The organism is Shewanella hafniensis, from assembly GCF_019655335.1.
Taxonomy (GTDB): Bacteria; Pseudomonadota; Gammaproteobacteria; order Enterobacterales; family Shewanellaceae; genus Shewanella; species Shewanella hafniensis.
On record NZ_BPFD01000012.1, the window covers coordinates 1 to 24,020 of the forward strand.

The 24,020-nt window shown below is 46.8% G+C and carries 19 protein-coding genes and 3 pseudogenes; 6 read left to right on the forward strand and 16 right to left on the reverse strand.

What is annotated here, in order from left to right:
- The first annotated feature begins 949 nt into the window (after nucleotides 1-949).
- Nucleotides 950-2,929 (forward strand): alkyl/aryl-sulfatase, encoded by a 1,980-nt coding sequence (locus K5Q99_RS05665; protein WP_220776299.1) that lies wholly within the window; start codon nucleotides 950-952, stop codon nucleotides 2,927-2,929.
- A 123-nt stretch (nucleotides 2,930-3,052) separates the two neighbouring features.
- Here K5Q99_RS05665 and K5Q99_RS05670 read toward each other — a convergent pair whose 3' ends face one another.
- From K5Q99_RS05670 to K5Q99_RS05700, 7 genes are all read right to left on the reverse strand, one after another.
- Entirely contained in the window at nucleotides 3,053-3,439 is a 387-nt protein-coding gene (locus K5Q99_RS05670; RefSeq protein ID WP_006087085.1) for a gamma-butyrobetaine hydroxylase family protein, read from the reverse strand.
- Between the two features lie 206 nt (nucleotides 3,440-3,645).
- Nucleotides 3,646-4,974 carry an ATP-dependent protease ATPase subunit HslU gene (hslU, locus tag K5Q99_RS05675; protein WP_006083301.1) on the reverse strand — a complete coding sequence of 443 codons (1,329 nt, stop codon included), beginning with the start codon at nucleotides 4,972-4,974 and terminating at the stop codon, nucleotides 3,646-3,648.
- Between the two features lie 19 nt (nucleotides 4,975-4,993).
- Nucleotides 4,994-5,518 carry an ATP-dependent protease subunit HslV gene (gene hslV, locus K5Q99_RS05680; protein ID WP_107946416.1) on the reverse strand — a complete coding sequence of 175 codons (525 nt, stop codon included), beginning with the start codon at nucleotides 5,516-5,518 and terminating at the stop codon, nucleotides 4,994-4,996.
- Nucleotides 5,519-5,667: 149 nt separating this feature from the next.
- Nucleotides 5,668-6,243, reverse strand: coding sequence for a type II secretion system protein (locus K5Q99_RS05685; RefSeq protein ID WP_107946417.1), 576 nt, complete (start codon nucleotides 6,241-6,243; stop codon nucleotides 5,668-5,670).
- A 165-nt stretch (nucleotides 6,244-6,408) separates the two neighbouring features.
- The gene (locus K5Q99_RS05690) at nucleotides 6,409-6,960 is read right to left on the reverse strand and encodes a dihydrofolate reductase family protein (protein WP_107946418.1); all 552 of its coding nucleotides are present in this window, start codon (nucleotides 6,958-6,960) and stop codon (nucleotides 6,409-6,411) included.
- 15 nt (nucleotides 6,961-6,975) lie between these two features.
- Nucleotides 6,976-7,251 (reverse strand): hypothetical protein, encoded by a 276-nt coding sequence (locus K5Q99_RS05695; RefSeq protein WP_071938735.1) that lies wholly within the window; start codon nucleotides 7,249-7,251, stop codon nucleotides 6,976-6,978.
- A gap of 416 nt (nucleotides 7,252-7,667) precedes the next feature.
- The gene (locus tag K5Q99_RS05700) at nucleotides 7,668-8,270 is read right to left on the reverse strand and encodes a response regulator transcription factor (protein WP_220776300.1); all 603 of its coding nucleotides are present in this window, start codon (nucleotides 8,268-8,270) and stop codon (nucleotides 7,668-7,670) included.
- Nucleotides 8,271-8,479: 209 nt separating this feature from the next.
- Here K5Q99_RS05700 and K5Q99_RS05705 point away from each other — a divergent pair, with 209 nt between their 5' ends.
- Entirely contained in the window at nucleotides 8,480-10,291 is a 1,812-nt protein-coding gene (locus K5Q99_RS05705) for a sensor histidine kinase (protein ID WP_220776334.1), read from the forward strand.
- 7 nt (nucleotides 10,292-10,298) lie between these two features.
- On the opposite strand, the gene K5Q99_RS05710 is transcribed toward K5Q99_RS05705, so the two are convergent.
- A complete protein-coding gene (locus K5Q99_RS05710; protein ID WP_107946421.1) occupies nucleotides 10,299-11,210 on the reverse strand; it encodes a LysR family transcriptional regulator in 912 nt (303 codons plus the stop codon).
- 111 nt (nucleotides 11,211-11,321) lie between these two features.
- On the opposite strand from K5Q99_RS05710, the gene K5Q99_RS05715 reads away from it, so the two are divergent.
- The 3 genes and pseudogenes from K5Q99_RS05715 to K5Q99_RS05725 form a co-directional block, all read left to right on the forward strand.
- Nucleotides 11,322-12,458 carry an alkene reductase gene (locus K5Q99_RS05715; protein ID WP_220776301.1) on the forward strand — a complete coding sequence of 379 codons (1,137 nt, stop codon included), beginning with the start codon at nucleotides 11,322-11,324 and terminating at the stop codon, nucleotides 12,456-12,458.
- Nucleotides 12,458-13,096, forward strand: coding sequence for an ester cyclase (locus tag K5Q99_RS05720; protein ID WP_220776302.1), 639 nt, complete (start codon nucleotides 12,458-12,460; stop codon nucleotides 13,094-13,096). The genes K5Q99_RS05715 and K5Q99_RS05720 overlap by 1 nt, the downstream gene beginning before the upstream one ends.
- Nucleotides 13,093-13,335 (forward strand): annotated as a pseudogene (locus tag K5Q99_RS05725) (polysaccharide deacetylase family protein); the annotation flags it as partial. The gene K5Q99_RS05720 and the pseudogene K5Q99_RS05725, both read left to right, overlap by 4 nt.
- 242 nt (nucleotides 13,336-13,577) lie before the next feature.
- Here K5Q99_RS05725 and K5Q99_RS05730 read toward each other — a convergent pair.
- From K5Q99_RS05730 to K5Q99_RS05750, 5 genes are all read right to left on the reverse strand, one after another.
- Nucleotides 13,578-14,738, reverse strand: coding sequence for a putative sulfate/molybdate transporter (locus K5Q99_RS05730; RefSeq protein WP_107946425.1), 1,161 nt, complete (start codon nucleotides 14,736-14,738; stop codon nucleotides 13,578-13,580).
- A 239-nt stretch (nucleotides 14,739-14,977) separates the two neighbouring features.
- The gene (locus K5Q99_RS05735) at nucleotides 14,978-16,366 is read right to left on the reverse strand and encodes a tetrathionate reductase family octaheme c-type cytochrome (RefSeq protein ID WP_220776303.1); all 1,389 of its coding nucleotides are present in this window, start codon (nucleotides 16,364-16,366) and stop codon (nucleotides 14,978-14,980) included.
- Nucleotides 16,367-16,421: 55 nt separating this feature from the next.
- A complete protein-coding gene (locus K5Q99_RS05740; protein WP_220776304.1) occupies nucleotides 16,422-18,146 on the reverse strand; it encodes a DUF3373 domain-containing protein in 1,725 nt (574 codons plus the stop codon).
- Nucleotides 18,147-18,337: 191 nt separating this feature from the next.
- Nucleotides 18,338-18,667, reverse strand: coding sequence for a c-type cytochrome (locus K5Q99_RS05745; protein WP_105251249.1), 330 nt, complete (start codon nucleotides 18,665-18,667; stop codon nucleotides 18,338-18,340).
- Between the two features lie 479 nt (nucleotides 18,668-19,146).
- On the reverse strand, nucleotides 19,147-19,878 hold the full coding sequence (locus K5Q99_RS05750; RefSeq protein ID WP_220776305.1) for an SDR family oxidoreductase: 732 nt from the start codon (nucleotides 19,876-19,878) through the stop codon (nucleotides 19,147-19,149).
- 190 nt (nucleotides 19,879-20,068) lie between these two features.
- On the opposite strand from K5Q99_RS05750, the gene K5Q99_RS05755 reads away from it, so the two are divergent.
- On the forward strand, nucleotides 20,069-20,908 hold the full coding sequence (locus K5Q99_RS05755) for a LysR family transcriptional regulator (protein ID WP_220776306.1): 840 nt from the start codon (nucleotides 20,069-20,071) through the stop codon (nucleotides 20,906-20,908).
- A gap of 33 nt (nucleotides 20,909-20,941) precedes the next feature.
- Here the strand turns inward: K5Q99_RS05755 and K5Q99_RS23025 are convergent.
- The 3 genes and pseudogenes from K5Q99_RS23025 to K5Q99_RS05770 form a co-directional block, all read right to left on the reverse strand.
- Nucleotides 20,942-21,154 (reverse strand): annotated as a pseudogene (locus K5Q99_RS23025) (substrate-binding periplasmic protein); the annotation flags it as partial.
- 348 nt (nucleotides 21,155-21,502) lie between these two features.
- Nucleotides 21,503-23,032, reverse strand: a pseudogene (locus K5Q99_RS05765) (SEL1-like repeat protein).
- A gap of 118 nt (nucleotides 23,033-23,150) precedes the next feature.
- A complete protein-coding gene (locus K5Q99_RS05770) occupies nucleotides 23,151-23,987 on the reverse strand; it encodes a mechanosensitive ion channel family protein (RefSeq protein WP_220776307.1) in 837 nt (278 codons plus the stop codon).
- Between the last annotated feature and the right edge of the window lie 33 nt (nucleotides 23,988-24,020).

Genomic DNA, 24,020 nt, shown 5'->3' on the forward strand with positions numbered 1-24,020 from the left:
TTGGAGGTACTCAGGCGGCCTGATTATCAAATCACGGAGAAAGAATTGCTGGCGGCCTGGGTATTATTCGCCAATCAGTTGCTCAAATATGGCTATGCTATGGCTGATTTATGAGGGGATCCTTCAGTACCAAGTATGTTGGGCGTTAAGCTGATCGCCTAGAATAAGCCGCACGGTATTAAATTGCATTGAATTGCCTCGTTAGTTACCTGTAGTTGTCAATGTCTGTCTACCTTTAACGGGATTGTCGGTGAGTTAAACACTGTCAGCCATCATTACGCACCGCTAAAAATGTTGCCTATAATTATGTACGCTCAATTAGCAAGAGATACTGGGCGACACTATGACGCATTCCATACTAGTACTAATCGAAAGCGGCACGTATTCACCCTATGAACCCGGCTGATTACTGCCAGCGCTCGAGCAAGTGCGTAAGGTTTACGGAGTAAGTTGTAATCAGGATCATAGTGCTAGGATTCTGTTGCTCGCAGAGGCGTGATTTTTGGGCTAGTCGTCAGCGTACTAACTCGCCAGAGCGTCCTCGCCTGAATGCCGGGCGCCTTGGAACAGAACACTGGAAACTGAATGCGAGATGTGCAATAGCGTCATAGACACTTTGTAATCAAAGTGTCGGGAATTGCTCTTATGATACTAGTGTTCATATCGTTCGTCATTTTGATTGTCTCAACAAGACTGTTTAAATGAATTTAAATTCATTTATGGTTCTACGCCAATAACAGCTCAACGCACAATGGATATCTAAGCAAGTGACTTTAATTAAGTCATTTTAATACAGTGATTTAGGCTTTGCTCAAGGCGTGCCATGTCGTTAACTATTTATCCGCCTAAGCTATAGCTGAAAAGGAAATCGTCCAAGCCTGTAAATTATAAAAAGGAGAATTAGAAAGTTCTTTTTAGTTCGTAATTTAACCATCATTAAGGATTTGATATGTTACTTAGAAAAACTGCTTTGAGTCTCATCGTTGCATCATTTTGCGCTTCTGCGATAGCGACAACTGAGATTACTCCAGACGCAAAACCCGCCAGTAAGTTCACCAAGGAAAAAAATGGTGCTTTACTCAATTATCTAGACTTCCAAAACAAAGAAGACTTTGACGCCGCAACTAAGGGCTTTATCGCCAAATGGCCAGATAAAAACATTAAAGATGCTAAAGGCAATGTGGTGTGGGACTTTGAGGCATTCGCCTTTGTTGATACCGACAAAAATATCGACACTATTAACCCTTCGTTGCAGCGCACCGCCAAATTAAATAACCAAGACGGTCTCTTTAAAGTGGTGGATGGTGTTTACCAAGTGCGTGGTTTCGACCTGTCGGTGATGACATTCTTCCGAGGTAAAAGCGGTTGGATTGTCGTCGATCCCTTAGTATCTGAAGAAACCGCTGCTGCAGGCTTAAAATTGGTCAACGATAATGTTGAAAAGTTGCCTGTTACTGCTGTGATTTTTACCCACTCACATGTTGACCATTTTGGCGGCATTTGGGGCGTGACCAGTAAAGCTGATTACGACAATGGTAAAGTCGCTGTTGTCGCTCCAGAAGGCTTCTTTGAGCATTCCATTTCTGAAAACGTGCTCGCGGGTAACTTAATGTCTCGTCGCGCGGGCTTCATGTATGGCAACATGGCCGCCGCATCGCCAACTGGTAAAGTGGATGGCGGTTTAGGTAAAACTACCTCCACAGGTTCTTTAGGTATTGTTGAACCAACATTGATAGTCTCTAAAACTGGTGAGAAACATGATTTAGATGGTATCGAGTTTGACTTCCAAATGGCACAAGCTTCGGAAGCTCCAGCCGAATTTATCGCTTATATTCCGAAATATAAGACCTTGCTCGCGTCAGAAGTGATGACTCACACCATACATAACATCTCGACCCTACGCGGCGCACAAACCCGTGATGCAAGTAAATGGGCTGCTTATGTTGATGAATCACTTGAGTTATTTGCTGCTAAGAGTGATGTAATGGTTGCGTCGCACCATTGGCCAACATGGGGCGCAGATAAAATCACCGACCAGCTAAGCAAAACTCGTGACATGTATAAATACGTGCATGATCAAACTCTGCGTTTAGCGAATGAAGGTTATACGCCAAATGAAATCTCTGCGACCATTAAGCTGCCAGATTCATTGGATAAAGAATGGTATAACCGAGGTTACTACGGCTCGGTATCGCATAACTCGCGTGCCACTTATGATTTCTACTTTGGCGCCTGGTGGGATGGTAATCCTGCTAACCTGAACCCATTACCACCTTCAGAAGAAGGGGCTAACTACGTTAAAGCGATTGGTGGTGCTGATAAAGTAATTGCGATTGCCCAAGAAGCGATTAACAACGGTGAATATCGTTGGGCGGTGACTCTACTGAATAATGTAGTGTTTTCTGATCCTGAAAACATGAAAGCCCGTTATTTAGAAGCCGATGCGATGGAGCAACTTGGCTATCAAGCGGAATCTGGTCCATGGCGCAACTATTACTTAGTGGGCTCGACTGAGCTGCGTAATGGCTATAAGTCGTCACCAGCGCCAGACACCTTAGCGATTGCTAAAAACATGCCAGTGTACTCTGCGCTTCAGTCATTGGCTGTGCATGTTAACCCTGAGAAAGCTAATGGCATGATGACGAGAGTTAACATTCAAGTTAGCAATGATAAGAGTACTAAGAGTGGCAAATATGCCATGTTGCTGTCTAACTCAGTACTTAAAAGCTATCAAGATAGAAACTTTGAAAAAGCGGATATTACAGTGGAATTAGATCCAGCCACGTTCACCAGCTTAGTTATCAAAGATAAGTCGATCGACGATTTAGTGAAAGCCGGTAAGCTGAAAATTTCCGATCAGGCTAAATTTGCTGAGTTTATGGGTGTGTTTGATACCTTCAAAACGGATTTCGGTATTGTTACGCCATAAATTGTTACGCCGTAAATTAATGGCCCTATGGGACTGCTTGTTAAACAGTAAGGTCTAACTTAGGTAGATAAATGCCGCATTTAGCTGTGCTATTTGCGGCATTTTTTTATGTGTTTTAAGGCACTAATTGTACTTTATATTCATCGCGATCAGCGGTTCGCGGGAGGCTTTTTCGGCGCGTAGGCGGGCGAGGTATTTTTCCCATAGATCCACTTGGTGGGTGGCGAGATCGTAGAGTACTTTCCACGAGAATAGGCCTGTGTCGTGGCCGTCATCGAAGACGATTTTCACTGCGTAGTTGCCGACGGGTTCAATGGCGCTGATGTTGACGTTTTTCTTGTGGGTGACCAGCTTTGGATTACCGTGACCATGCACTTCGGCTGAGGGCGAGTAGACTCTGAGCATCTCGCAGCTGAGCTGATATTGCTCACCATTGTCGAAACTGACTTCTAGAATGCGTGATTTACGTTTCAGTTTAAGGTCGGTGACATTCGGCGTTGTTGTGGTCATAGGTTGGCTACCAAGAAAATGCTAAGGATAGGATAACGACTCATTAAAATAACACCTGACTAATGTAACCGCTGGCGGCCAAGGATACAAAGGGTAAGCTAGGGTCGCCTAGCGTTTGGAGCCGACTTTTCGGTTGAGTCACATTTTTGCATTTGAGTCGCCGTTCACCGCCAAGTCGTTTGGGCTTGGCGGTGAACGGGTTTTCACTAGAGGATAAAGCGGCTGAGATCTTCGTCTTGGACTAAGTTATCTAAGTGGGCGCTGACATAGTCGGCGTCGATAACAAAGGCGGAGCCCGATTTTTCCGATGCCTCGTAGGAGATATCTTCCATCAGCTTTTCCATCACAGTGTGTAAACGACGGGCGCCGATGTTTTCGGTGCGCTCGTTCACTTGCCATGCGGCTTTTGCAATGCTGTCGATACCCGATTCGCTGAATTCAACTTTCACGCCTTCTGTGTTCATCAGCGCGATATATTGCTCGGTAAGCGAGGCGTGTGGCTCGGTCAGAATGCGTTTAAAATCATTGGCTGACAGCGCATCTAACTCAACACGAATCGGCAAACGACCCTGTAGCTCAGGAATTAAATCCGATGGTTTCGACATCTGGAATGCGCCCGAAGCGATAAACAGAATGTGGTCGGTTTTAACCATGCCGTGTTTTGTGGTGACTGTGCAGCCTTCGATCAGCGGCAGTAAGTCACGTTGCACGCCTTCACGGGAAACGTCTGGGCCTGAGGTTTCGCCACGCTTACAGATTTTGTCGATTTCGTCGAGGAACACTATGCCGTGTTGCTCAACCATTTCAATGGCTTGCTCTTTTAAATCTTCTTGATTGACCAGTTTGGCGGCTTCTTCTTCGATCAACAGCTTAAAGGCTTCTTTGATCTTCATCTTGCGACGTTTTGCCGGTGCTTGGCCCATGTTTTTAAACAGGCTTTGCAGCTGATTGGTCATTTCTTCCATGCCAGGAGGCGACATAATTTCGACGCCGACCTGTGGTTGTGCCACATCGATATCGATTTCTTTATCGTCTAATTGGCCTTCGCGCAGCTTCTTGCGGAACACTTGGCGGGTGTTTGAGCTGGAATCGGTTTCTGTGCTTTCCCAGTCGTTTTTCGGTTTAGGCAACAGCGCATCGAGAATGCGCTCTTCGGCATTTTCTTCGGCGCGTTGGCGGCACTTACCCATTTGCTGTTCACGGGTCAGCTTGATGGCGATATCGGTCAAATCGCGAATGATTTGCTCGACTTCTTTACCGACATAACCCACTTCTGTGTATTTAGTGGCTTCGACCTTGATAAAAGGCGCGTTGGCTAGCTTGGCTAAACGGCGAGCAATTTCAGTTTTACCTACGCCGGTTGGGCCAATCATCAGGATGTTTTTTGGGGTGACTTCTTGACGGAAATCCACATCCAGTTGCATCCGACGCCAGCGATTACGCAGGGCGACAGCAACAGAACGTTTGGCCTTTTGTTGGCCAATAATGTGTGCATCCAGCTCGTGGACAATCTCACGGGGGGTCATTTCAGACATAATATTCCTCACGGGCTGTTTAGTAATTGAGTTCTTCAATCGTCTTGAATTGATTGGTGAATACGCAGATATCTGCGGCAATGGTCAGGGATTTTTCAGCGATGTCTAGGGCCGACAGCTCGGTATTTTGCAATAGCGCAAGGGCTGCCGCTTGGGCATAGTTGCCGCCAGAACCTATGGCGACTAAGTCGTGTTCTGGCTGAACGACATCACCGTTACCTGTGATGATCAGCGAGGTTTCGGCATCGGCCACGACGAGTAGGGCTTCGAGTTTGCGCAGCATACGGTCGGTACGCCAATCTTTGGCGAGTTCAACGGCCGAGCGCAATAAATGGCCTTGGTGCATTTCGAGTTTGGCCTCAAAACGCTCGAATAGGGTGAAAGCATCGGCGGTGCCGCCTGCAAAACCTGCCAGTACCTTGTTGTGATATAAGCGACGCACTTTTTTGGCGTTACCTTTCATCACGGTATTACCTAGGGAGACTTGGCCATCGCCGGCGATGACAACTTGATTATTACGGCGTACTGATACGATAGTGGTCACAATGAATCCTCTTCTCTGGCCCGCAATGACAAATCATGCGGTGGATGATGGACTAGATATGGGGATAGATGACAATAATTCAAGTTATAGCGAGAAAAGCCAAAGGAGTTTGCGAACTTTCGCGCTCCTTTAGCAATAAAAATAAGCGCTTATTGGGAAAGTGTGGATCGACCTACAATAGTGCGGCCATCGAAGGGATAGTATTTAAGATCCCAGTTTTCACTGCCGAAGCTGCGATCGTCCGAGACATAATTGAAAATGCAGTAAGCATTGGGATCGGTAATGTCGACGGCACCATACCAGTAAACAATGTCGACATTGGGAACTGTGCGCCAAGAGTATTGATCGGCAATGACAAATTCATTATTAGCCAAAAGACCTTGCCATAACTGACCACAATAATCGCCCTGCAATTTAGCACTGGCATCAGCGGTTGCAGTCTCTATTCCCAGTGGAAATCCTGTGGTGGTCGAGTCGAGTTTTCCGTCACCATAACAGGCGAGATCTTGGGTATAACCAGAGTGACCGCCCGCAAGCCAGCAACTGTGATAAAGCTTAACACCAGAGGCAAAGGCCGCAAATGCGGTTTTGGCTCTGGCATCGTGAGCATCTTGGCCTAGGTTTAAAAACCGTGGTGCTGCGACGACGGCCAAGATCCCAAGGATGATAATGACCACAACCAGCTCAATTAATGTAAAACCCTTCGATGACTGCAAACGACTCATATTGCTCACCTATTTGTTAGAGGACAATATTCTAACGGAACTTTGATTTGCAATCAGTAAGCCATTGATAATATTTAGTTGTTTAACATTGCTGTTACATGGTTATGCAGAAAAATGGCAAGCCATCACTTCATCTTTCAATGCCATCTGCCGAATGTAAACGACTTATAAAGCGGTTTCGTCTATGACGCGGTAGCGGGTTTGTACATAGCCATTGTCGTATTGCTGTGTGTGGATGGGCATTAATTGTATGGCTTGGGGGACGTCACTAAAGAGGGGAATGCCTTTACCCAGTAAAGTGGGGATACGAGTGAGCGTGAGCTCCTGAATTAGCCCCGCCGCTAAAAAACCTTGGATCGTTTGTCCACCATCGATATAGAGATGCTTAAAGCCACGGGTTTTGAGTTGTTCGCTAATGCTTGCTGCATCGCCATTAAGCACTTGTACGTGCTCACTTAACGCCGACGGCACAGTTACACCGCTGCGGCTTAATACAAACACTGGGATATTTACATAAGGCCAATCACAATCGAAGGAGAGGACTTTTTCAAAGCTTTTACGTCCCATCACTATCGCATCGACAGTGTCGATAAAAGCATGGTAACCAAAGTCTTCATCGGGATTAGTACTAGGATGCTGGTTTAAAAAGTCGATATCCCCATCGGGAGTGGCGATATAGCCGTCGAGGGTCGCGGCAATAAAAACGGAGGCTTTCATTCATCTTCCTTAATGCTATTTTCGAGCGTGTTTTTCTAATGATTCTTTTAGTGCCTGTTGCTGAGCGAAGCAGTCTTGTTTTGCTTTGTCCGACATATCGTTACACGTTTGGCCTTTATCTGGGCCTTCTAATATGGCGGCTGCAACATAAACAGCGGCGTCGGCTGCATTGCATTCTTGTTTGCTGTAGGGGGAATTTGTATCACATTTTGAATTAAGCGGCCCAACGCAGCCACTCATGCAGCTTAAGGCTAAGGTGCTAAAGCTGAGTAATATTAAAGGTTTGAACATTCGCTCTTCCATGATTCTTATTATTTGAGACGGTTGGAAAGTATATAACTGCTTTGCAGACGGAGCTAGAACTGGATCGTTCCATTTCCACTTTGGTTGTTATCTCGGAGTAAGGCATTCGCGGATGGAAGCAAAAAAATCCCCGAGGGCATAGTTACCCTCGGGTGGAGGTTCAAAAAGCAGTGGATTTCTTGAGCGCCTGCGGGGCACAAAGGAAGGAACCTATGGCGTGATTGTGCGGGCTGATACGATATTTAACAAAGCCAAATGCACAAACTGCGACAGCTTGTCGCAGGTAGGATGAAAACTGTGTAGTTACGGTATCTTGAATGGTCTGGGTAAAAAGGGTTTAACGGTTAAATCCTTATGCGTGGCGAGAAGGCGTCGCGATTGTTTAGCGACTATGGGTCGCTGACTTATAAGACTGAATGTAGATTCCCTAAGTGCTGCACTAACTCTGCCATATTATTCACTTCGAGTTTCTTCATGATTTTTGCGCGGTGTACTTCAATCGTGCGCAGGGATAAAAACATCGCCTCCGAGATTTGCTTATTGGTCATGCCTTGGATCACATGGGCTAACACTTGCTGTTCGCGCTCGGTCAGTTGGTCAAACTTATGTTGCAGACTTTGCTGCTCGAAGGTCGCCTGACTTTCACGCTGTGCCTTTTCAATCGCTTGTACTAATGCCTTGCCGGACACAGGTTTTTGAAAAAAGTCGCAGGCTCCCTTACGAAAGGCGCTCAGCGCCATAGGTAAGTCGCCGTGGCCAGTGAGAAAGATGACGCCAAGCGGACTGTGGGTTTCGAGCAGTTTTTGCTGCACTTCTTGGCCGGTGATCTCCGGCATTCGGCTATCTAAAATCACGCAGCCTGCCTGCGATAATACACAGTGCGTAAGGAAGTCGCGGCCGCTGTTGAAGGTTTGCACTTGGTAGCCAAATTGTCCGAGCATAAAACCCAGCGAATCCAGAATCGCTTCATCGTCATCAACTAAATATAGTGGCAATTTTGTAGACATGGATTTCCTTGTGGGCATGTGTGGATCGCTATATCAGCTTAAGCCGCGTCTGTGTCAGGCTCAATTTTAAGCCTAGGTCTTGGGAGGTTCATCACTAAATTAGCCGATTATCTTAGGGCAGAAACCAGAGTTTGGCGGCATTTCACAGCTTGATTTTTATCTGCGAGTTAAAGTCGTTTAATAGCATACAAGACAGGGTAATAGCTGTGATGACGACGGGCTCTTGGTGTAAAGCGGTAGTGATGGGATTATGCCTAAGTGTCATTGGGCTCAATCAGTCCTATGCCGATGACGTGCCGCAGGTGAACCACTTTAGAGTAGGAGTGTTGGCAAATCACGGTGTGTTACAAGCCAAGCAGCGTTGGCAACCTATGATGGATTATCTGACTGAACAAGTGCCCAATAGCCATTTTGAAGTGGTGCCCGTCGACTTTAATGGCATGCGTAGCCAGTTACTCGGCCATGATTTGCAGTTTATCGTCACCAACCCCGGGCAATATCTACATCTAAGCAATAACTTCCCGCTGTCTTGGCTCGCGACGATGAAAAGCCGCAAGCATCAGGGCAGTACTTTTACCATAGGCGCGACTATTATTGTCCGCGCCGATAGCCCTATCCGCACCCTGCAGGATTTGCGCGGGCGCAATGTGGTCGCCAGTGATCCGCAGGCATTAGGCGGGTATCAGGCGGCCATGGGGTTGCTTCATAAAATGGGCTTTTTACCCGAACAGTTTTTTGGGCAAGTGCGCTTCCTTGGTTTTCCATTGGAGCCGCTTGTTTATCAAGTCCGTGACGGCAGCGCCGATGCTGCCATCGCGCCTTTTTGCACCTTAGAGGAAATGATCGCAACTGGCCTAGTTAATCAGGCCGATTATCGCGTGATCCATCCGACTAAACCGGCAGGATATGATTGTGAGGTGAGCACTCAGTTATACCCCAATTGGTCATTCGCAGCTGCGGATACGGTTGCTCCTAAGCTGACGATGGCGATCACCCGCGCCTTATTTGATTTACCCGCCGACCATGTCGCTGCCATTACCGCCGATACCTTGGGCTGGACTGCACCCGTGAGTCAGTTGAAAGTGATTGAGTTATTTAAGGAGTTGCAACTGCAAGGTGCATCGCCGCCACTCTATCAAACCGTATATAAATGGATGGCAAAAAATAAAGAGTGGGGCGGCGCACTGTTGTTAATTTTCATTATTTCCACCATTTATCACCTGTGGCTTGAATATAAGTTTCGCCAGAAAAGTGAGTTTTTAGTCAGCACTGAGCGCCAATTAAAGGACAAGGCATTGCAGCTTGAGCGGCTGCAAAGTGCGGCAATTCTGGGGGAAATTGGCGCAGGTCTTGCGCACGAACTCAATCAACCCATAGCGGCGATTACCCAATACAGCGAAGGCGCCATGCTGCAACTGGAAAGGCTTGGGCAAGATAATCCCGAACTCTATGATGTACTGGGTAAAATTAATGCGCAGTCGATTCGCGCGGGTGCGGTTGTGCACCGTATTCGCGGTTTACTCAAACGGCGTCAGGCCAAGACAGAGCCGTTAGATATCGTACTGGTGGTGAAGGAGGCGCTAGCTTTACTGCGGCGTGAGTTAGATCGGGCTAATGTGCAAGTGAATGTGCGAGTGCAGGGTGAGCCTTTTGAACTGGTGGGCGATAGCGTTGGCTTAAGTCAAATGTGGGTCAATCTCGTGAAAAATAGCTTAGATGCGTTAGAGACCTGCGGCGATAACCGCGCGCGACAATTATGGATCGATATCTATTTTCAACCGCATGAAATCAAAGTATTAGTGATTGATAATGGCGAAGGGTTACAGGGGCAGGCTAGTGAGTTAATGGCATCATTCGCCTCAACCAAAGATGCGGGATTAGGGCTTGGCTTAGCCATCTGTAAGGATGTAGTCAGTCGCCACCATGGCAGCATTCAAATCGAAAACTGCCAGCAATCCACGCAAGCTTTACTACCGTGGCAACAGGGCTGTGTGGTGACAGTCGTACTTCCCAAGGGATAAATTACCATTAGGGCAGTGGATAGTTTTGGGAAAACTGGCTGAGCTTTTCTACTAAAAACTCTATGGTGCGACGTATCTTATGGCTGGGATAATCGGTTTGTAGGTATACCAATTGCAGTGGGATCGGTGGGGCTATTTTATCGGCTAGCACTAAGTGGAGTCTGCCTTCGGTGACATCTTGCGCCACATCGAGCCAACTCTTATAGGCAATTCCACGGCCTTCGATTGCCCAATCGCGGATCACTGCGCCATCGTTACAGAAACGTTGGCCCCTGACTTCGATTTCAATAGGCGCGCCGTTATGACTTAACTTCCATTTCTGCCATGGTTCACCGCCGCGATTTAAGATCAGTACTGCGTGTTGGCTAAGTTCATTTAGCGTGCTTGGTGTGCCGTGTTGTGCCAGATAAGCGGGTGAGGCGACCAGTACCCTTGGGGTCATGGCGAGCTGACGCCTTTTAAGGTTTGAGTCGTCAAGTTGACCATAGCGCAAAGCCAAATGGATATTTTGGTCGATTAAGTCTGTCATATGATCGCCAAAATACAGCTGCACTGTCAGTTCTGGGGCGCTGTCCATCAATTCATCGAGCCAAGCACGGATCTGGCTGCGACCAATATCCGAAGGTAACGCGAGACGCACTTCGCCCTTAAGTTCACCCCTGTGTTCGGCTAAATTGGCGCTGGCGGTTTCGAGAATCGCCAGTGCAGGTTTCGCCGAATCGAGAAAAATCCGCCCTTCTTCTGTGAGCTGTAAGCGCCGCGTTGAGCGAGCAAATAGCTGACATCCTAGTTTTTTCTCTAATCTTTGCAGCGCGGCACTTGCCGCTGCCGGAGTCATGCCGATTTCTTTACTGGCTGCCGAGAGACTCTCTAAGGCAGCGATACGCAGCGCTAATTGCAGATCGTTTAAATGATACATATCAAATTATTTTTGAAAATGATTTTAATAATAGCCTGATTATCAATATAGATTAACTAATGCACAATTGCACCACTGATGTTTCATCTTAATTTCTGGTTCGGAGTGTGTATGAGTTTATTCATGTCTTACAAATTAGCGTCACTGGCGCTAAACAATCGTATTGTGATGGCCCCAATGACTCGGGCGCGTACCATGCAGCCAGGCAATATTCCTAATGACTTGATGGCGCAATATTATGCCCAGCGCGCCTCGGCGGGGTTAATCATTACAGAAGCGACACAAATCTCCGATGACAGTCAAGGCTATTCATTTACGCCGGGCGTGTATACCGCTGAGCAAATTGAGGGCTGGGAAAAAGTCACTGCGGCAGTGCATCAGGCTGGCGGTAAAATCTTCAATCAAATCTGGCATGTTGGCCGGGTATCGCACCCGATTTTTCAGCAGGGTAATGCCCCGATTGCGCCATCGGCCATTGCGCCCGTTGGCACAAAAGTATGGATTGTGGATGAAGCCCATCCTGAAGGACAAATGGTGGATTGCCCAGAACCTAGGGCTATGGTGCAAGCGGATATCGACCGTGTTGTGGCCGATTTTGCACAGGCGGGAGTGAATGCGGTTGCGGCGGGTTTTGATGGCATCGAAATTCACGGCGGCAATGGTTATCTGATTGACCAGTTTTTACGCACTAATTCAAACCACAGAACCGATGCCTACGGCGGTTCTCAGGAAAATCGCATTCGTTTTTTACTCGAAATTGTCCAAGCCGTGAGTGCGAAAATTGGTGCCAATAAAGTCGGGGTTCGCCTCGCCCCTTACGTGACGTTTAAAGATATGGCGTGTCCTGAAATTGTAGACACTATTCTGTTAGCGGCTAAGCATTTATCGGCATTGGGCGTGGCATATTTACATCTTTCAGAGGCGGATTGGGATGATGCGCCCAAGGTGCCAGAATCCTTTAGAGTCGAGCTGCGCAGAGTCTTTAAGGACAGCATTATTGTTGCGGGTCGCTATGATGTGGCGCGTGCCAATGAAGTGATTGATAACGGTTATGCGGACTTAGTTGCCTTCGGTCGACCTTTTATTGCGAATCCTGATTTGCCTTACCGTTTAATGCATCAATTGCCTTTATCTGCATTCGACAAAGGGCCCTTGTTTGGCGGCAGTGCGGCGGGTTATACCGATTATCCTACACACAACGAAGCATTGAGAGCCGTCATCCGTTCGGATGACGATGAGGTGGCATAATGGATAGGGTTAACCGTTTATCTGTGCAGCGATATCCCGCATGGCTCAGTCTAAGCTTATGGTTTTCAGGCGTTATTGGTATCGTAATTATGGGTTTTAGCTTAGCAAGTCTGAGCATGGATGCGTTAGCCGCTCAAGGGGCAACAACACAGGATAGTGCTAAAGTGCGAGCGGCGTTAGTGCCAAAAGTGGCGGCAATGGAAACAATTTCTGATGAATCACCGCAGGTACAAGCTATCGCCCGCGCCGCTTTGTTATATGCCAGTTTTTGGCACACGGGCGATGCAAGTTTTGCCCACGGCGCATTGGCGACTGGGTTTATCGACCGTACTCTGCCCGCTGGCCGCGCACAGGGAATCACGGGGCCACTCGAAGCCTCAAAGGCATTTAGGGCGGCGGTCCCCGATCTCTCTGTTTCAGTTGAGCATTTGCTAGTCGTTGGCGATCGTGCAGTGGTGCGGCTGCGTTTTAATGGCCGTTTTACTGGTGTCTTTGGTGAGCAACAAGGCCAGGGGCAGAAAATCGATTTTCGTGCCGTTGACATGTATAGAGTACGGGATGGTTTCATCACAGATAACTGGCACCTCGAAGATTATCAAACGCTATTTTCTCAATTAGCTGCAGGGACTCAATCATGAATCAACGTCGACGATTTTTAATGGCAGGTGGCGCCATCGCTGCTGGGTTCGGCCTAAGCCAAACGGCGCTTGCTATTGGTTTACCCTCATTCGATACCTTAGAAAATGACTCCAAAAGTTCAGGTGGCAGTGGTATGAACAAAATATTTTGGCCAAGTGGTGAGCAGTTAGTGATTTCAATCTCAATGCAGTTTGAAGCAGGTGCCCAAGATAAAAATGCCGAAGGGCCGTTTCCGCCTTAGATAAGTTTATTCAGTACGCTAAAGGTCACACTAACGTAGGCTTTATGCGTAAAGATGCCATTGCTAAATGGGCGCTGGCGCAAAAGGACACACCGACCAATCCTGCAAGAACCTTTTAGCCTGCTATAACTCTTGCTCTCGTTGATGGCAGTTGGAAGAGGTTTGAATGGTTAACAAAAAGCGCGTTGTTTAACGCGCTGTTTGATTTTGGGAACCTTATTACTGCGGGTCGGAAGCGATTAACGCGTGGCGAACATGGCCCAAGTGCGGCGACCTTGCTCCAGAATGATCCCCACGGCAAGTCCCGCAGCGGCGTTGATAGCGAGGCAAGTGACGGCTGTGGATAAAATCACAAAGATACAGAAGGGCTTGCCATCGATTAAGCGTTTCGACCACGCCAGTTGCAGCCCAGCAGTGGTCAGTAAACTGCCGAGGATTGCCATAGGAATAAGGCTTAGTAGCCAAGCGATATGACTGCCCCAGCACAGCGCGATCACTAAACAGGTACTACCAAAAATTAACGGCGCCAGATAAGTGCGGGCGCCAAAATGGTATTGCACCGCAAGCCCACCCGCACCGTGGCACATGGCCGAGGCGCCAAAGGGCGCGAGCAGTAAGTTGGCAAGACCTGAGCTAATAGCGAAGTTTTTGGGTGTGAGTTTGGCGGCATCTTCAGGGAATTTCTCCTGCGCCATTACAGAAGTGGCAATGACCGCATTGGTTAAGGTTAATGCCAGTTGTGGCAAAACCAACAAAAGGGCGGCAGAGGTCCACTCAACAGATGTCGGCCAAGTCAATTGAAACGGCGCTGTCATGGTTTGGATATCAAGATTAGTGGCTAAATCCGTTTGAGTACTTGCCTGCCAAATCATCCCAGCCGCTATGACTAAGGGCATGGCAAGGTAGCGCAGCGGCAAAAATTTACTGATAAAAAGCAATACAAAAGCCCCGACGCCAATTAACCAAAACTCACTCATCATCTTAGTGCCCATCCACATCAGTTGCAGACCGATAGCGAGTTGAATGCCCACACTTACAGCTTGGGATAACTGTTTGGCCAGCCAAGTGATGGCGCCGCTAAAGGCCAGAATTAACAGGATAATGCCCATCAACATGGCGCTTGCCTGCAACATACCTGGCGTCAAGCCTTGGGCGATTATCAGTGCGGCGATGACTTTCATCGGTTGTACGGGAATAGGGCGACGGTAAAACAGCGCGCTTAAGATAGCGAATAGCCCAAAGCCTAGGAAAATTCCTTGGGGTGAAAATTGATTGAGGGCAATTAGCCCCAACACCAAAGGCAAAAAAGTGCCTAAGTCGGCAAAGGCACCACTGGTTTCACCGAGTAAACGGTTGAATGAAAGATGGGATACTGTTTGGGATATTTTGCCCGAGGTCATACTGATTGCCGTAATTGAACACGCTATGACTACGCAAAATAAATGCCATAAAAATCAGATGATTTGGCGGATAGACAGAGTCAAACTACCGTGAAGCGTCACCCAGTGAGACAAACTGGGGCAAGGCTGAGAAATGGATGAGTCTAAATGTCTGCGTTTGTGCCAGAGTGGCAACATCATAAAAAAGAGATCTTAGTGAAGCACTAAGATCTCAATGGGTATTGCAGGGAATGGCTTAATTAAGGCTGTTTATGTTTTGGTCCTTGTTTATTCTTCATTGGGTCACCTTGATAACCTAGGGCTTGCCAATCGAGTCTTGAGCCTTTGTTATGGCAGTCGTTGCAATTTAAGGCCTGTGCTTTAGGTGACACCATATGGTTGATACGCCACCACATTTCTGTTTCAGCAAAGCCATATTCGCCACTGTATTTCAGGCCTTTTTCTACCATAGTCGGGTTGGCTTCCATTCCGAGCTTGGCAGCTAAGCTCCAATCGAAATCGCTCCAGTAACCGCCTTTGCCATAGACTTTAGCGGTCACAAAGATATTGAGTTTTTTGTCGTAAATTTGCTTACCTGTGTGAACTTTAAAAGGATAAATTTTCGCTTTTGCATCATTGATATCGCCTATGGGGTAGGTGAGTTTTGTGATGGCATTCGGGTCCATTTTGTCGCCAGTCATGTACGCATTGGCTGTACCGTTATACCAAGCGTATTGGGGTTTAACCATTTTCTCCCAGACAAAATTGCCTTTTTTCTTCTGGTAGGTGTGTTTGCCGTATTGGTCAACGGCTTCTGGTTTATCCTCGCCTGCGGTTGACCAATCCCAACGCATTTTGGTGGGTTCATTCTTAGCAAAGTAAGGGATATGGCAGGTTTGACAGGCAACCGTTGCCGTATGAGTGTTGAGCTTCTTATTGCTGTGCGGCGCGCTGTCGTGGCAGTTTTCACAACCAATATGGTCTATACCACCGGGAGATACGCCCATCGCATTGCCCGATATCTGATGTTTTTCAGTGGTGTGGCAGTTCTGACATTGAAAGTCATTACCGTCGCTATCCATGTGTACATCGGTCGCTTTGTCTGGGTAAGACATGGAAGAGTCAAGATCGCCATGTTTCACCGCATCGCCACCTCCGCCATAGAAGTGGCAACTGCCGCAGTTGTCGCGAACGGGCTTACCGACATTTTGGGCGATTTTAGCTAAGTCGAGTTTTGCCATTGGCTCGCCCGCGCCTGCAGGATCTTTTACATAAGTTCCAGTCGTATCGTGGCAGACAAGGCAATCGACTTTAGTTTTATCTTTAAAATCAAAGTCGTTATCTTTCCAGCCGTAGCCCGCATGGCAGCTGGTACAGCGAGGTTCGTTGCCTGAAATTGAGGTGCAGAAGTTATTGATACTGTTCTTTTTGCCCCTAAGTACGGTTCTGTCGGGCAGCTTTTGTTCTAACTCCCAAGTCCAGTGGGAGGTTTTCATAACGTCTGTGGCTTGGTCTTCATGGCACACTAAACATTGTGCCGTGACTTGCGTACCCGTCGCAAAGGGGCCCTCGAGCACCTCTTTATGGGGATTAGCGGCATAGGTATTTAATGTCATACCCGCCAAGGCAATAAGTAAGAGTCTTCTCATTTTTTACTCCCACCCTCGGCTTGACCGAGGGCTGATAGCTGTTATTTATGACGGATTAGAAGTTAATTGTGAGTGAGGCGTTCATGTCGAAGGCGGTATCGACCACTGGCAACATGGAGTAAGTCAAACCTGCTAACACATCATCAATTTTTTGCGGAGCACCCACAGGTGTACCGCTGCCTGTGTACTCGTAGTCGTAATAGAGGCCAGCAAGTTTGATAAACATTTTTGGATTGATATCAAAGATATAATAGGCTTCGGCCACATGACCACGGGTGGCAAGTTTGCTACCGATAGGGTCGTCTTGGGCTTGGGTGAAGGGTGTCCAATATTTAGAACCATAGTTATATTCCAGACCAAACTTGCCGTAGGGTGCAGGAATTTGTACGCCGACATAAATGCCGTAACCGTCTTTGGTATCACTATCGTCACTGGTTTTAGGCACCATGATGATCTCTGTACCAGTGCTATTTAACTCAGCCTCGAAGATAGCATCGGATAACATGCCACCAAACATACCTGCGTTGCCATTGGGCTCGGCGCGAGTCCAGCCGAGTGAGGCAAACCATTTAATATCGTTTGCTTCTTCACGCGCAAAGCCAATCCCGCCTAGGTACATGTCACCAATCACACCGCTGGGTTGTACTCGGGTAACAAAGTTAAAATTGTCGAACTTTTGCATATCTTGGTACATGGTCGGAGCGAAAATGCCCGCCAGCTGGGTCGGGAAGGCCATAGTGCCTTTAAAGCCGTCATTCACATCTTTAGCGCCAAACAGGGTGAACTGGAGGAAGTTGGTGCCATCGTTGATGGCATCGATATTAAAACCACCGAGGTGGGTATCTTTAGTGACTATGTCACCAAACATTTCGCCATTGCCCCATTGTGATTCAAAGCCTTGGCCGTAACAAAAACGGACAACTTGCCCTTCAACTCCGGTGATTTCCCCTAGGTTATAACCTAAGGTGGCGCCATCGAAGTTGAAGTTAACTAAATGGCCTGAAGGCGTGCCGCCACGTAGCTCGTTTTCACGGTAGTGGCTTGGTGGGCCATAGGTGGAAGGGCGACGGCCAATGGAGAGATAAAACTCGGAGCCGTTGATTTTTTTCCAGTCAAAATAGGCGCGTTCGACCCGCAACCAGTCGCCACTGGTATTGCCGCTGCTGGTGCCATCCATAGTGAAAGATCGCCAAGAGTCAAACACTTGCGCTCCTGTGGAGTCGCCCCAGTTTTTGAACATACTGAGACGGCCAGCAAAGCTGACGTTATCCCATACTTTTGCCTTAAGGTTGAGGCGCAGTCGAGTGGTGTAGTAGATGTCGTTATCTATGTCTTGTACGCTTTTGGGGGCGAGCACATAGGGCATCACGCCCTGCAACATGCCATTTTGGAAGGCGGCGGCAAGGTCTGGATTGGCTTGCATCATTTTGCCAAGTGGCGAATTTAGATCGTTGGGCATGCCGAAGGCGCCCGACATAGCTTTGGCGCCAAAGTCGTTGAAGTTAACCTTCATCGCTGGGCTCCAGACCACATCTTGGTAATGCAATGAATGGGCTTTAGTGCGGAAATCACCTGTAATTTCAAGACGATCTAATGATGTGTGCCGCTCGGTTTTATCTACGCGATTATTAAGGTCATCCAATTGCTCGGTAATATCGGCAAGCTGTTGTTTAAGTTCGGTAATTTTTTGCGTTTCATTTTGCACATCGTTCGGTGCAGCAAGGGATTGGCCCGACATAAACAAGGCATTAGCAACGAGTATGGAAATAAGGGTACGCATAAGGTTTCTCCCTGAGTTTTTCTGTTGGCGCTATCTCGCTAAGAAGCATTTCGCCAAATTTACCCAATAGGAGTCCCTGAGGTGTTTCCCCATTTTTCTCGAATTGGGTTTTAAATTTTTAAGTCAATGTGTTAGTGAGCAGTTGCAGGGGAGCTCTCTACCATTGTCTTAGGCCATAACGTTGGCAGAGATCAACCGCAGGTTTGGGGTTGGTCCGAGTCGGCGGCGTGGTCATACAAAAATTGCTGTATATCCTTGAGGTCTTGCTCCGAGAGGCCATTGAATACCTCTGGTTTGAATTTGTGCTTATCTTTATCAAAGAAGCGATCCCACTGGCTCATCGTTTTGGCCATTGGCGTGAGTTCACCACCTTCACCGCCTTGGCTATGGCAGGCTTTGCATTCTTTTTTGTACAAATGTTTACCTTTCTTTGGATTACCTCCCTCTGCGGCATACGCATTAATACTCAAGCTGCCGATCACTGCCATGGCAATTGCTATCTTAGTTGACGTTTTCATCATCTCATTCCTTACTTTTGTGATCATTTACATTTATTTGTTGGTTAAGTGTTTTTATTGATTCCACTTTGTAAATTAATTTATCAAATCCTACGGTGTGTAAATTTGAGGTACATCACTTTAATTAAAAAAATCTAATTGATAAAAAGTTCATTGATAAAAATCTAATTGATGATGTTGTAGAGTGGTATGATTATTTTTTTCTTATTTAAAAACAATGAACTAGTCTACGTGCTAAATTAGCTCTGATAACTTTGAGTCTTGAGTTTTGCGCCTAAAGCACAAAAATGGACTGTGATTAAGCTAACACTTTGTAAAATATGCACTCACTAAAGTAGTGATGTTGAAACTTAGCAGCTGTTTGGCAGGCTTTATTGGGAAGTAAATAATGCCAGAGTTGATTCTGGCATTATTGATTTTGGGGATAGGTTTGGTTGTCTTTCGAAGCAAGATAACTTAGATAAAAGTAGACTCAGAACGGATTAAGGTTGCTGGCGCGTTGGTGCTAGAACGATTTCGCGTACGCACACATTTTGCGGTTGTTGCCATGCAAACAGCGCAGCAGCGGCGACATTTTCAGGGGCGATAACGCCGCCCATTTCTTCTTTCCAGTCATGGTAACCGGCTTTAATGTCATCGCTGGTGGTATGACTTAGCAACTCAGTTTCTACTGCGCCTGGGGCGATAGTGATAAGGCGTACGTCATCCATGGCGACTTCTTCACGAATGTTTTCTGTTAAGGCGTGCACGGCAAATTTAGTGGCGCAGTAAGCAGCGTGGTTTGGAAAGGTTTTACGCCCCGCTACTGAGCTGATATTAATGATAGTGCCAGTTTTGCGAGCTTTCATGTCGGCTAATACCGCATGAATGCCATTAAGCACGCCCATCACATTGATATTGAGCATGCGGCTCCATTCGTTAGGATCTTGCACATCGATTTGGCCCAGTAGCATGATTCCCGCGTTATTGATAAGACAGCCAACAGGGCCAAATTGTGCTTCTGCTTGAGTTATGGCGGTTTTAATGGCTGCAGCGTCGGTGACATCGACGCTGATAGAGAGGCTGTTAGGTAATTCAAGCGCTTGCATTGCTTCAACCCGGCGTGCCAGTAATAACAGTGGGTGGCCTGCGGCGCTAAAACTTTTGGCCATAGCGGCGCCAATACCCGATGAAGCGCCCGTGATGACAACCAGTGATTTAGTAACTTGATTCATTAGTATTTCCTATTAATTGAAGCCAATCTGAGCCGTAAACAAACTGTTTTTCGGCGTCTTTAAGTTGGCAATCAGTATAGGCTGGGGATTTTTAGCCGAAAAATACTTATTCCAGCTGGATATGATAGGCTCAGCCTATGACACTATTATCGAATTTTGTACTTAATTTGCCGTTGTCGGAGAAGATAAAATGGTTGATTTACGTTTGCTGCGTTTCTTTATCGCAATTTTTGAAGAGAACAATATCACCGCAGCGGCTAACCGTTGCTTTGTGAGCCAGCCTTCACTGTCAGCTGGCTTAAAGCAGTTGGAAGAAGAGTTAGGCGGCCAGCTATTTGAACGTAGTAAGAAAGGCGTTAAACCCTTAGATAGCGCTCATTATTTGTATCCTTTGGCGGTTAAATTAGTCGAGGAGGCGAGTAAATTGCCGGGTCTGTTTATGGCGAAGTCGAGCCGACAAAAGCTACGTTTGGCTGTGATGCCAGATCTCAGTCAGCGGCGTTTGGCGGGATTTTTACAGCAGGTGAATCAAGCCATTGAGAAGCTAGATCTGGAGCTGGTGGATTACCAAAGCCCCGCAGATTGTCGTTTAACTATCGACAGTTTACGCCATGAAGATGAAGTGTTTTTCCCGCTGTGGGAAGAAGATTATGTGCTGTGCGTCCCCAAGGAGCATGCCCTCACCCGAGTAGATAGCCTACGCCCCGAGCAGCTAAATGGTTTTGACTTTATCGAGTGTCCGCCCTGTGAAGCTCATCAGCAGACGATAGGTTTACTGGCGTGCAGCAATATGTCGCTTAATTTGGTCGCTAAGGCTGAGTCAAAATCTCTAGTGATGTCGCTAGTGTTAGCCGGATTTGGCGTGAGTTTTTTACCCGATGGTTTGATTGAAGATGAGCCTAGGCTCAAGCAAGTGAAATTTGATGGTCCGAGAATGTTCCGTCGTATTGGTTTGTGTTATCCCTCCCATCAGGCAGTTGCGCCAACACTGGCGACCTTGTTACGGCATTTAGCCGCTCGATCGAATTAATTCCAAGTTAGTTTTGGGTTATCAGCATTCAGATTAGTGAGTTGCTAAGGGCGATTCAGTGAGATTAAGTGGAGGCTCGACGCCGTAGGATTTAAATAGTTGAGTAATTTCACCTGAGGTACGCATGTCGTCGACTATCTGGTGAACTTGCTTGGCATATTGATGCTGCGGCGACATGAGCGGAATACTGAAATAGCGGCCATTTTTGCTGATATCTACGTATGCCATCTGTTTGAGTTCCTTTTCGACATAAATAACAGGATGCCTATCGCGGCAGTGTGCTTGCCAGACAACGGCAGAGGTTTCTGCCCTTGCTTGGGGCAGAAATAAGCATGAAATGACAATGATCAGTATCAGCCTCATACATCTTGCCTATTAAAATGGTCAGTTTTAATTTAGGGCTGGGCAGTTAACCTGACTATTTTTTATTTTTGAGTCGTTTAGCTGCGCAGGTTTGGTCAATAATTGATTGTAGTGCTTATACATCCACTGTGCTTTTTAAGTAATTATAAATTCACTCTATTTTGTAACCAAACGGTTTGGCCTGTTAAATCTGACCAAACCTTTTCTGGGGCTCATTCGCTGCTAGGAAACTTACCTATCCGACTCAAGATAGGGCGTTAATTGGGTTTCAATGGCCTCAATTTGAGTTTCGGCGTAGGCAAGTTCGGATTCTGTTAAACATGATTTTGCGGTGTTTTGATGGAGTCGTTGAGCGCTATTCATCCCGTATTTACCAAAATGACGTAGCAATAAACTAGACCAAATAAACATTTGTATAGGTTTATTTAATTGTTCTGCGCCGTAAATATTGACCAGTTCCCGCATAGCAATTTCATGACCTAGCTCTGCCGTACCAAGCTTCTGCCGCTTGTAGAGCCTCTTGAGTGGGTTTTTCACCACTTAAAAATGATTCAGCCTTATAGAAATAAAAATATTGTTGTTGCTCAGCGGGGATTGGATGCTGATGCAAGAAACTGTCACGCAGACGCTCGGCCTCTCTTATCTCTAAGGTGCCTAGTTGCTGACTGAATCTGGCTAATTCTTTTAGATGATCGGCTCTATTGCTCATGGCCGCGAGCTGGTAATACATTAACGCTTTAATCGGTTGGCGACTCACGCCTAAACCTTGCTCATAAATCTTGCCTAAGCCTAGCAGTGCGTCTTCATTCCATTTAAGTGCGAATTCTTCAAAGTCAATTTTAGCCTGTTGGTAATCACTTTCATTTTGTGGCGCTTTCAGTAAAAGATGAGCAAATTCAATCTTAGCGAAGTCATTACCTCTAGCGACAGATTGGCTTAACCAATGGCGCGCCTTGTCATAGTCGACAGCAAAATCTTCACCGTAGAGGAAACGTTTACCAAGATAATACTGGCGGAAATCATCGTCTGCGGCGCGCTCGCTAAGTAATGCCTCTGCACGCGCTAAATCTTTAGGTCCACCTTGGCCAGCAGCAAGCATATGTCCTAGATCATCTTTTGCTAATTCATCACCAGCGGCGGCGGATTTCTCAAAGTATTCACGTGCTTTGATATAGTCCGAAGTGACGCGTTCATCATGCCAGTAGAGTGTGGCTAAATGGTAATAGGCTCTTTGGTCTTCTTGTGCGGCGGCTTTTTCGAACCAGTAAATTGCTTGGCTAGCATCGGGATCGAGAAAGGGCTGGCTTAGATACAAGTAAGCAAGCTCATATTGAAACTCGGCTTGTCCCGCTTCGGCATTAGGTTTGAGTTGCTCTACCTGTGCGATTAACTCATCGGGTGTTTGCGACTCAGAAGAGAGCAAATTAGGTAGGGTGAGCATGGGTAAATATTGAGGCTCTATTTCGGCGGCTTTTTTATACCAATCGTTAGATGCCTTGGGATCGGCGGGGACTTGTGGGAATCGACCGGAATAAAGTTCTGCCATAGCAATGGCGGCAACGGCTAAGCCTTTATCGACTGCCTGCTGAATATAATCTAGGCCAGAGTTGACTTCACCTTGGTTAATCAGTGTTAAGCCATGATTGAGTAGCGCAGTAGGATCACCTGCGGCAAGTGCTTTAGCTTGTACTTGTTTTTTTGATATTTAGCGAAAAAAATAAACAGTACAATAAAAGCAATAATTATGAGTATCAACAACATAGTAGTCCATCACTATCGATATTTGGGAGTATAGTAAACGTAAATTTTTACAAGAATGCAAGTTTACCATGTGCGCTAGGCTGACCGACTACGCCGGTCAACTCCATGAGCATTAGCGTTATTTATCTTGCAGATGGATCTCTCTGATGGGGCAGGCAATCTCGATTCCCGCCTGCTTAAGGGCGTTGTAGAGGTCTAAGTTCACCTTATATTTATGCTGAAAATAGCTTTGCGTTGGCACCCAATAGCGCACTCCCATTTCAATCCCGATAGCATTAAAACCATTGATGCCGATATTGGGTGCAGTCTCTTGATAAACATAGGGATTATTGCTTAATAACTCAGTAATCACACTAATGGCTCGTTCGGGATCTGTGTTGTAACTGAGATTGAACTGGGTTTCGACCAGTTTATTGCTAAAGGAATTATGCAGGATCTCACCGACGATATGCTTATTAGGAATGCTGATTTGCTCGCCTTCCTCATTGGTGAGTATGGTCATGCCTAAGTGGATACGTTTAACGACGCCGCTTTCCCCTTTAATTTCAATAGTATTCCCTACAACGAAAGGACGGGTGACGATAATGGTCACGCCGGCGGCATAGTTGGCTAACATGCCTTGCAAGGCTAAGCCTGCACCTAAGGAGGCTGCACCAATGGCTGCCACCATAGGGGTGACGCTGATGCCGATTTTGCCGAGGGCGATGATCCCAACCATTATGATGATCAGAATACGGATAAGGTTACTGACAAAATTACTTAAGGTAATATCGATATTGTGTTTTTCGAACTGCTTTGCGACTAAGCGTGATGTCTTACTGGCGACCCACAAGCCCAGTAAAAAGATCAGTAAAGCGCCGACCAATTGGAAGCTGTAGGTGACTAAAAACTCAGTGATCAGTTGATAAACGCCTTGTAGTTGCTGCAATTCCTGATCGAGTCCAGGTGTTATCATTATGATATCCTTGTAATAAAATTAACTGTGCGA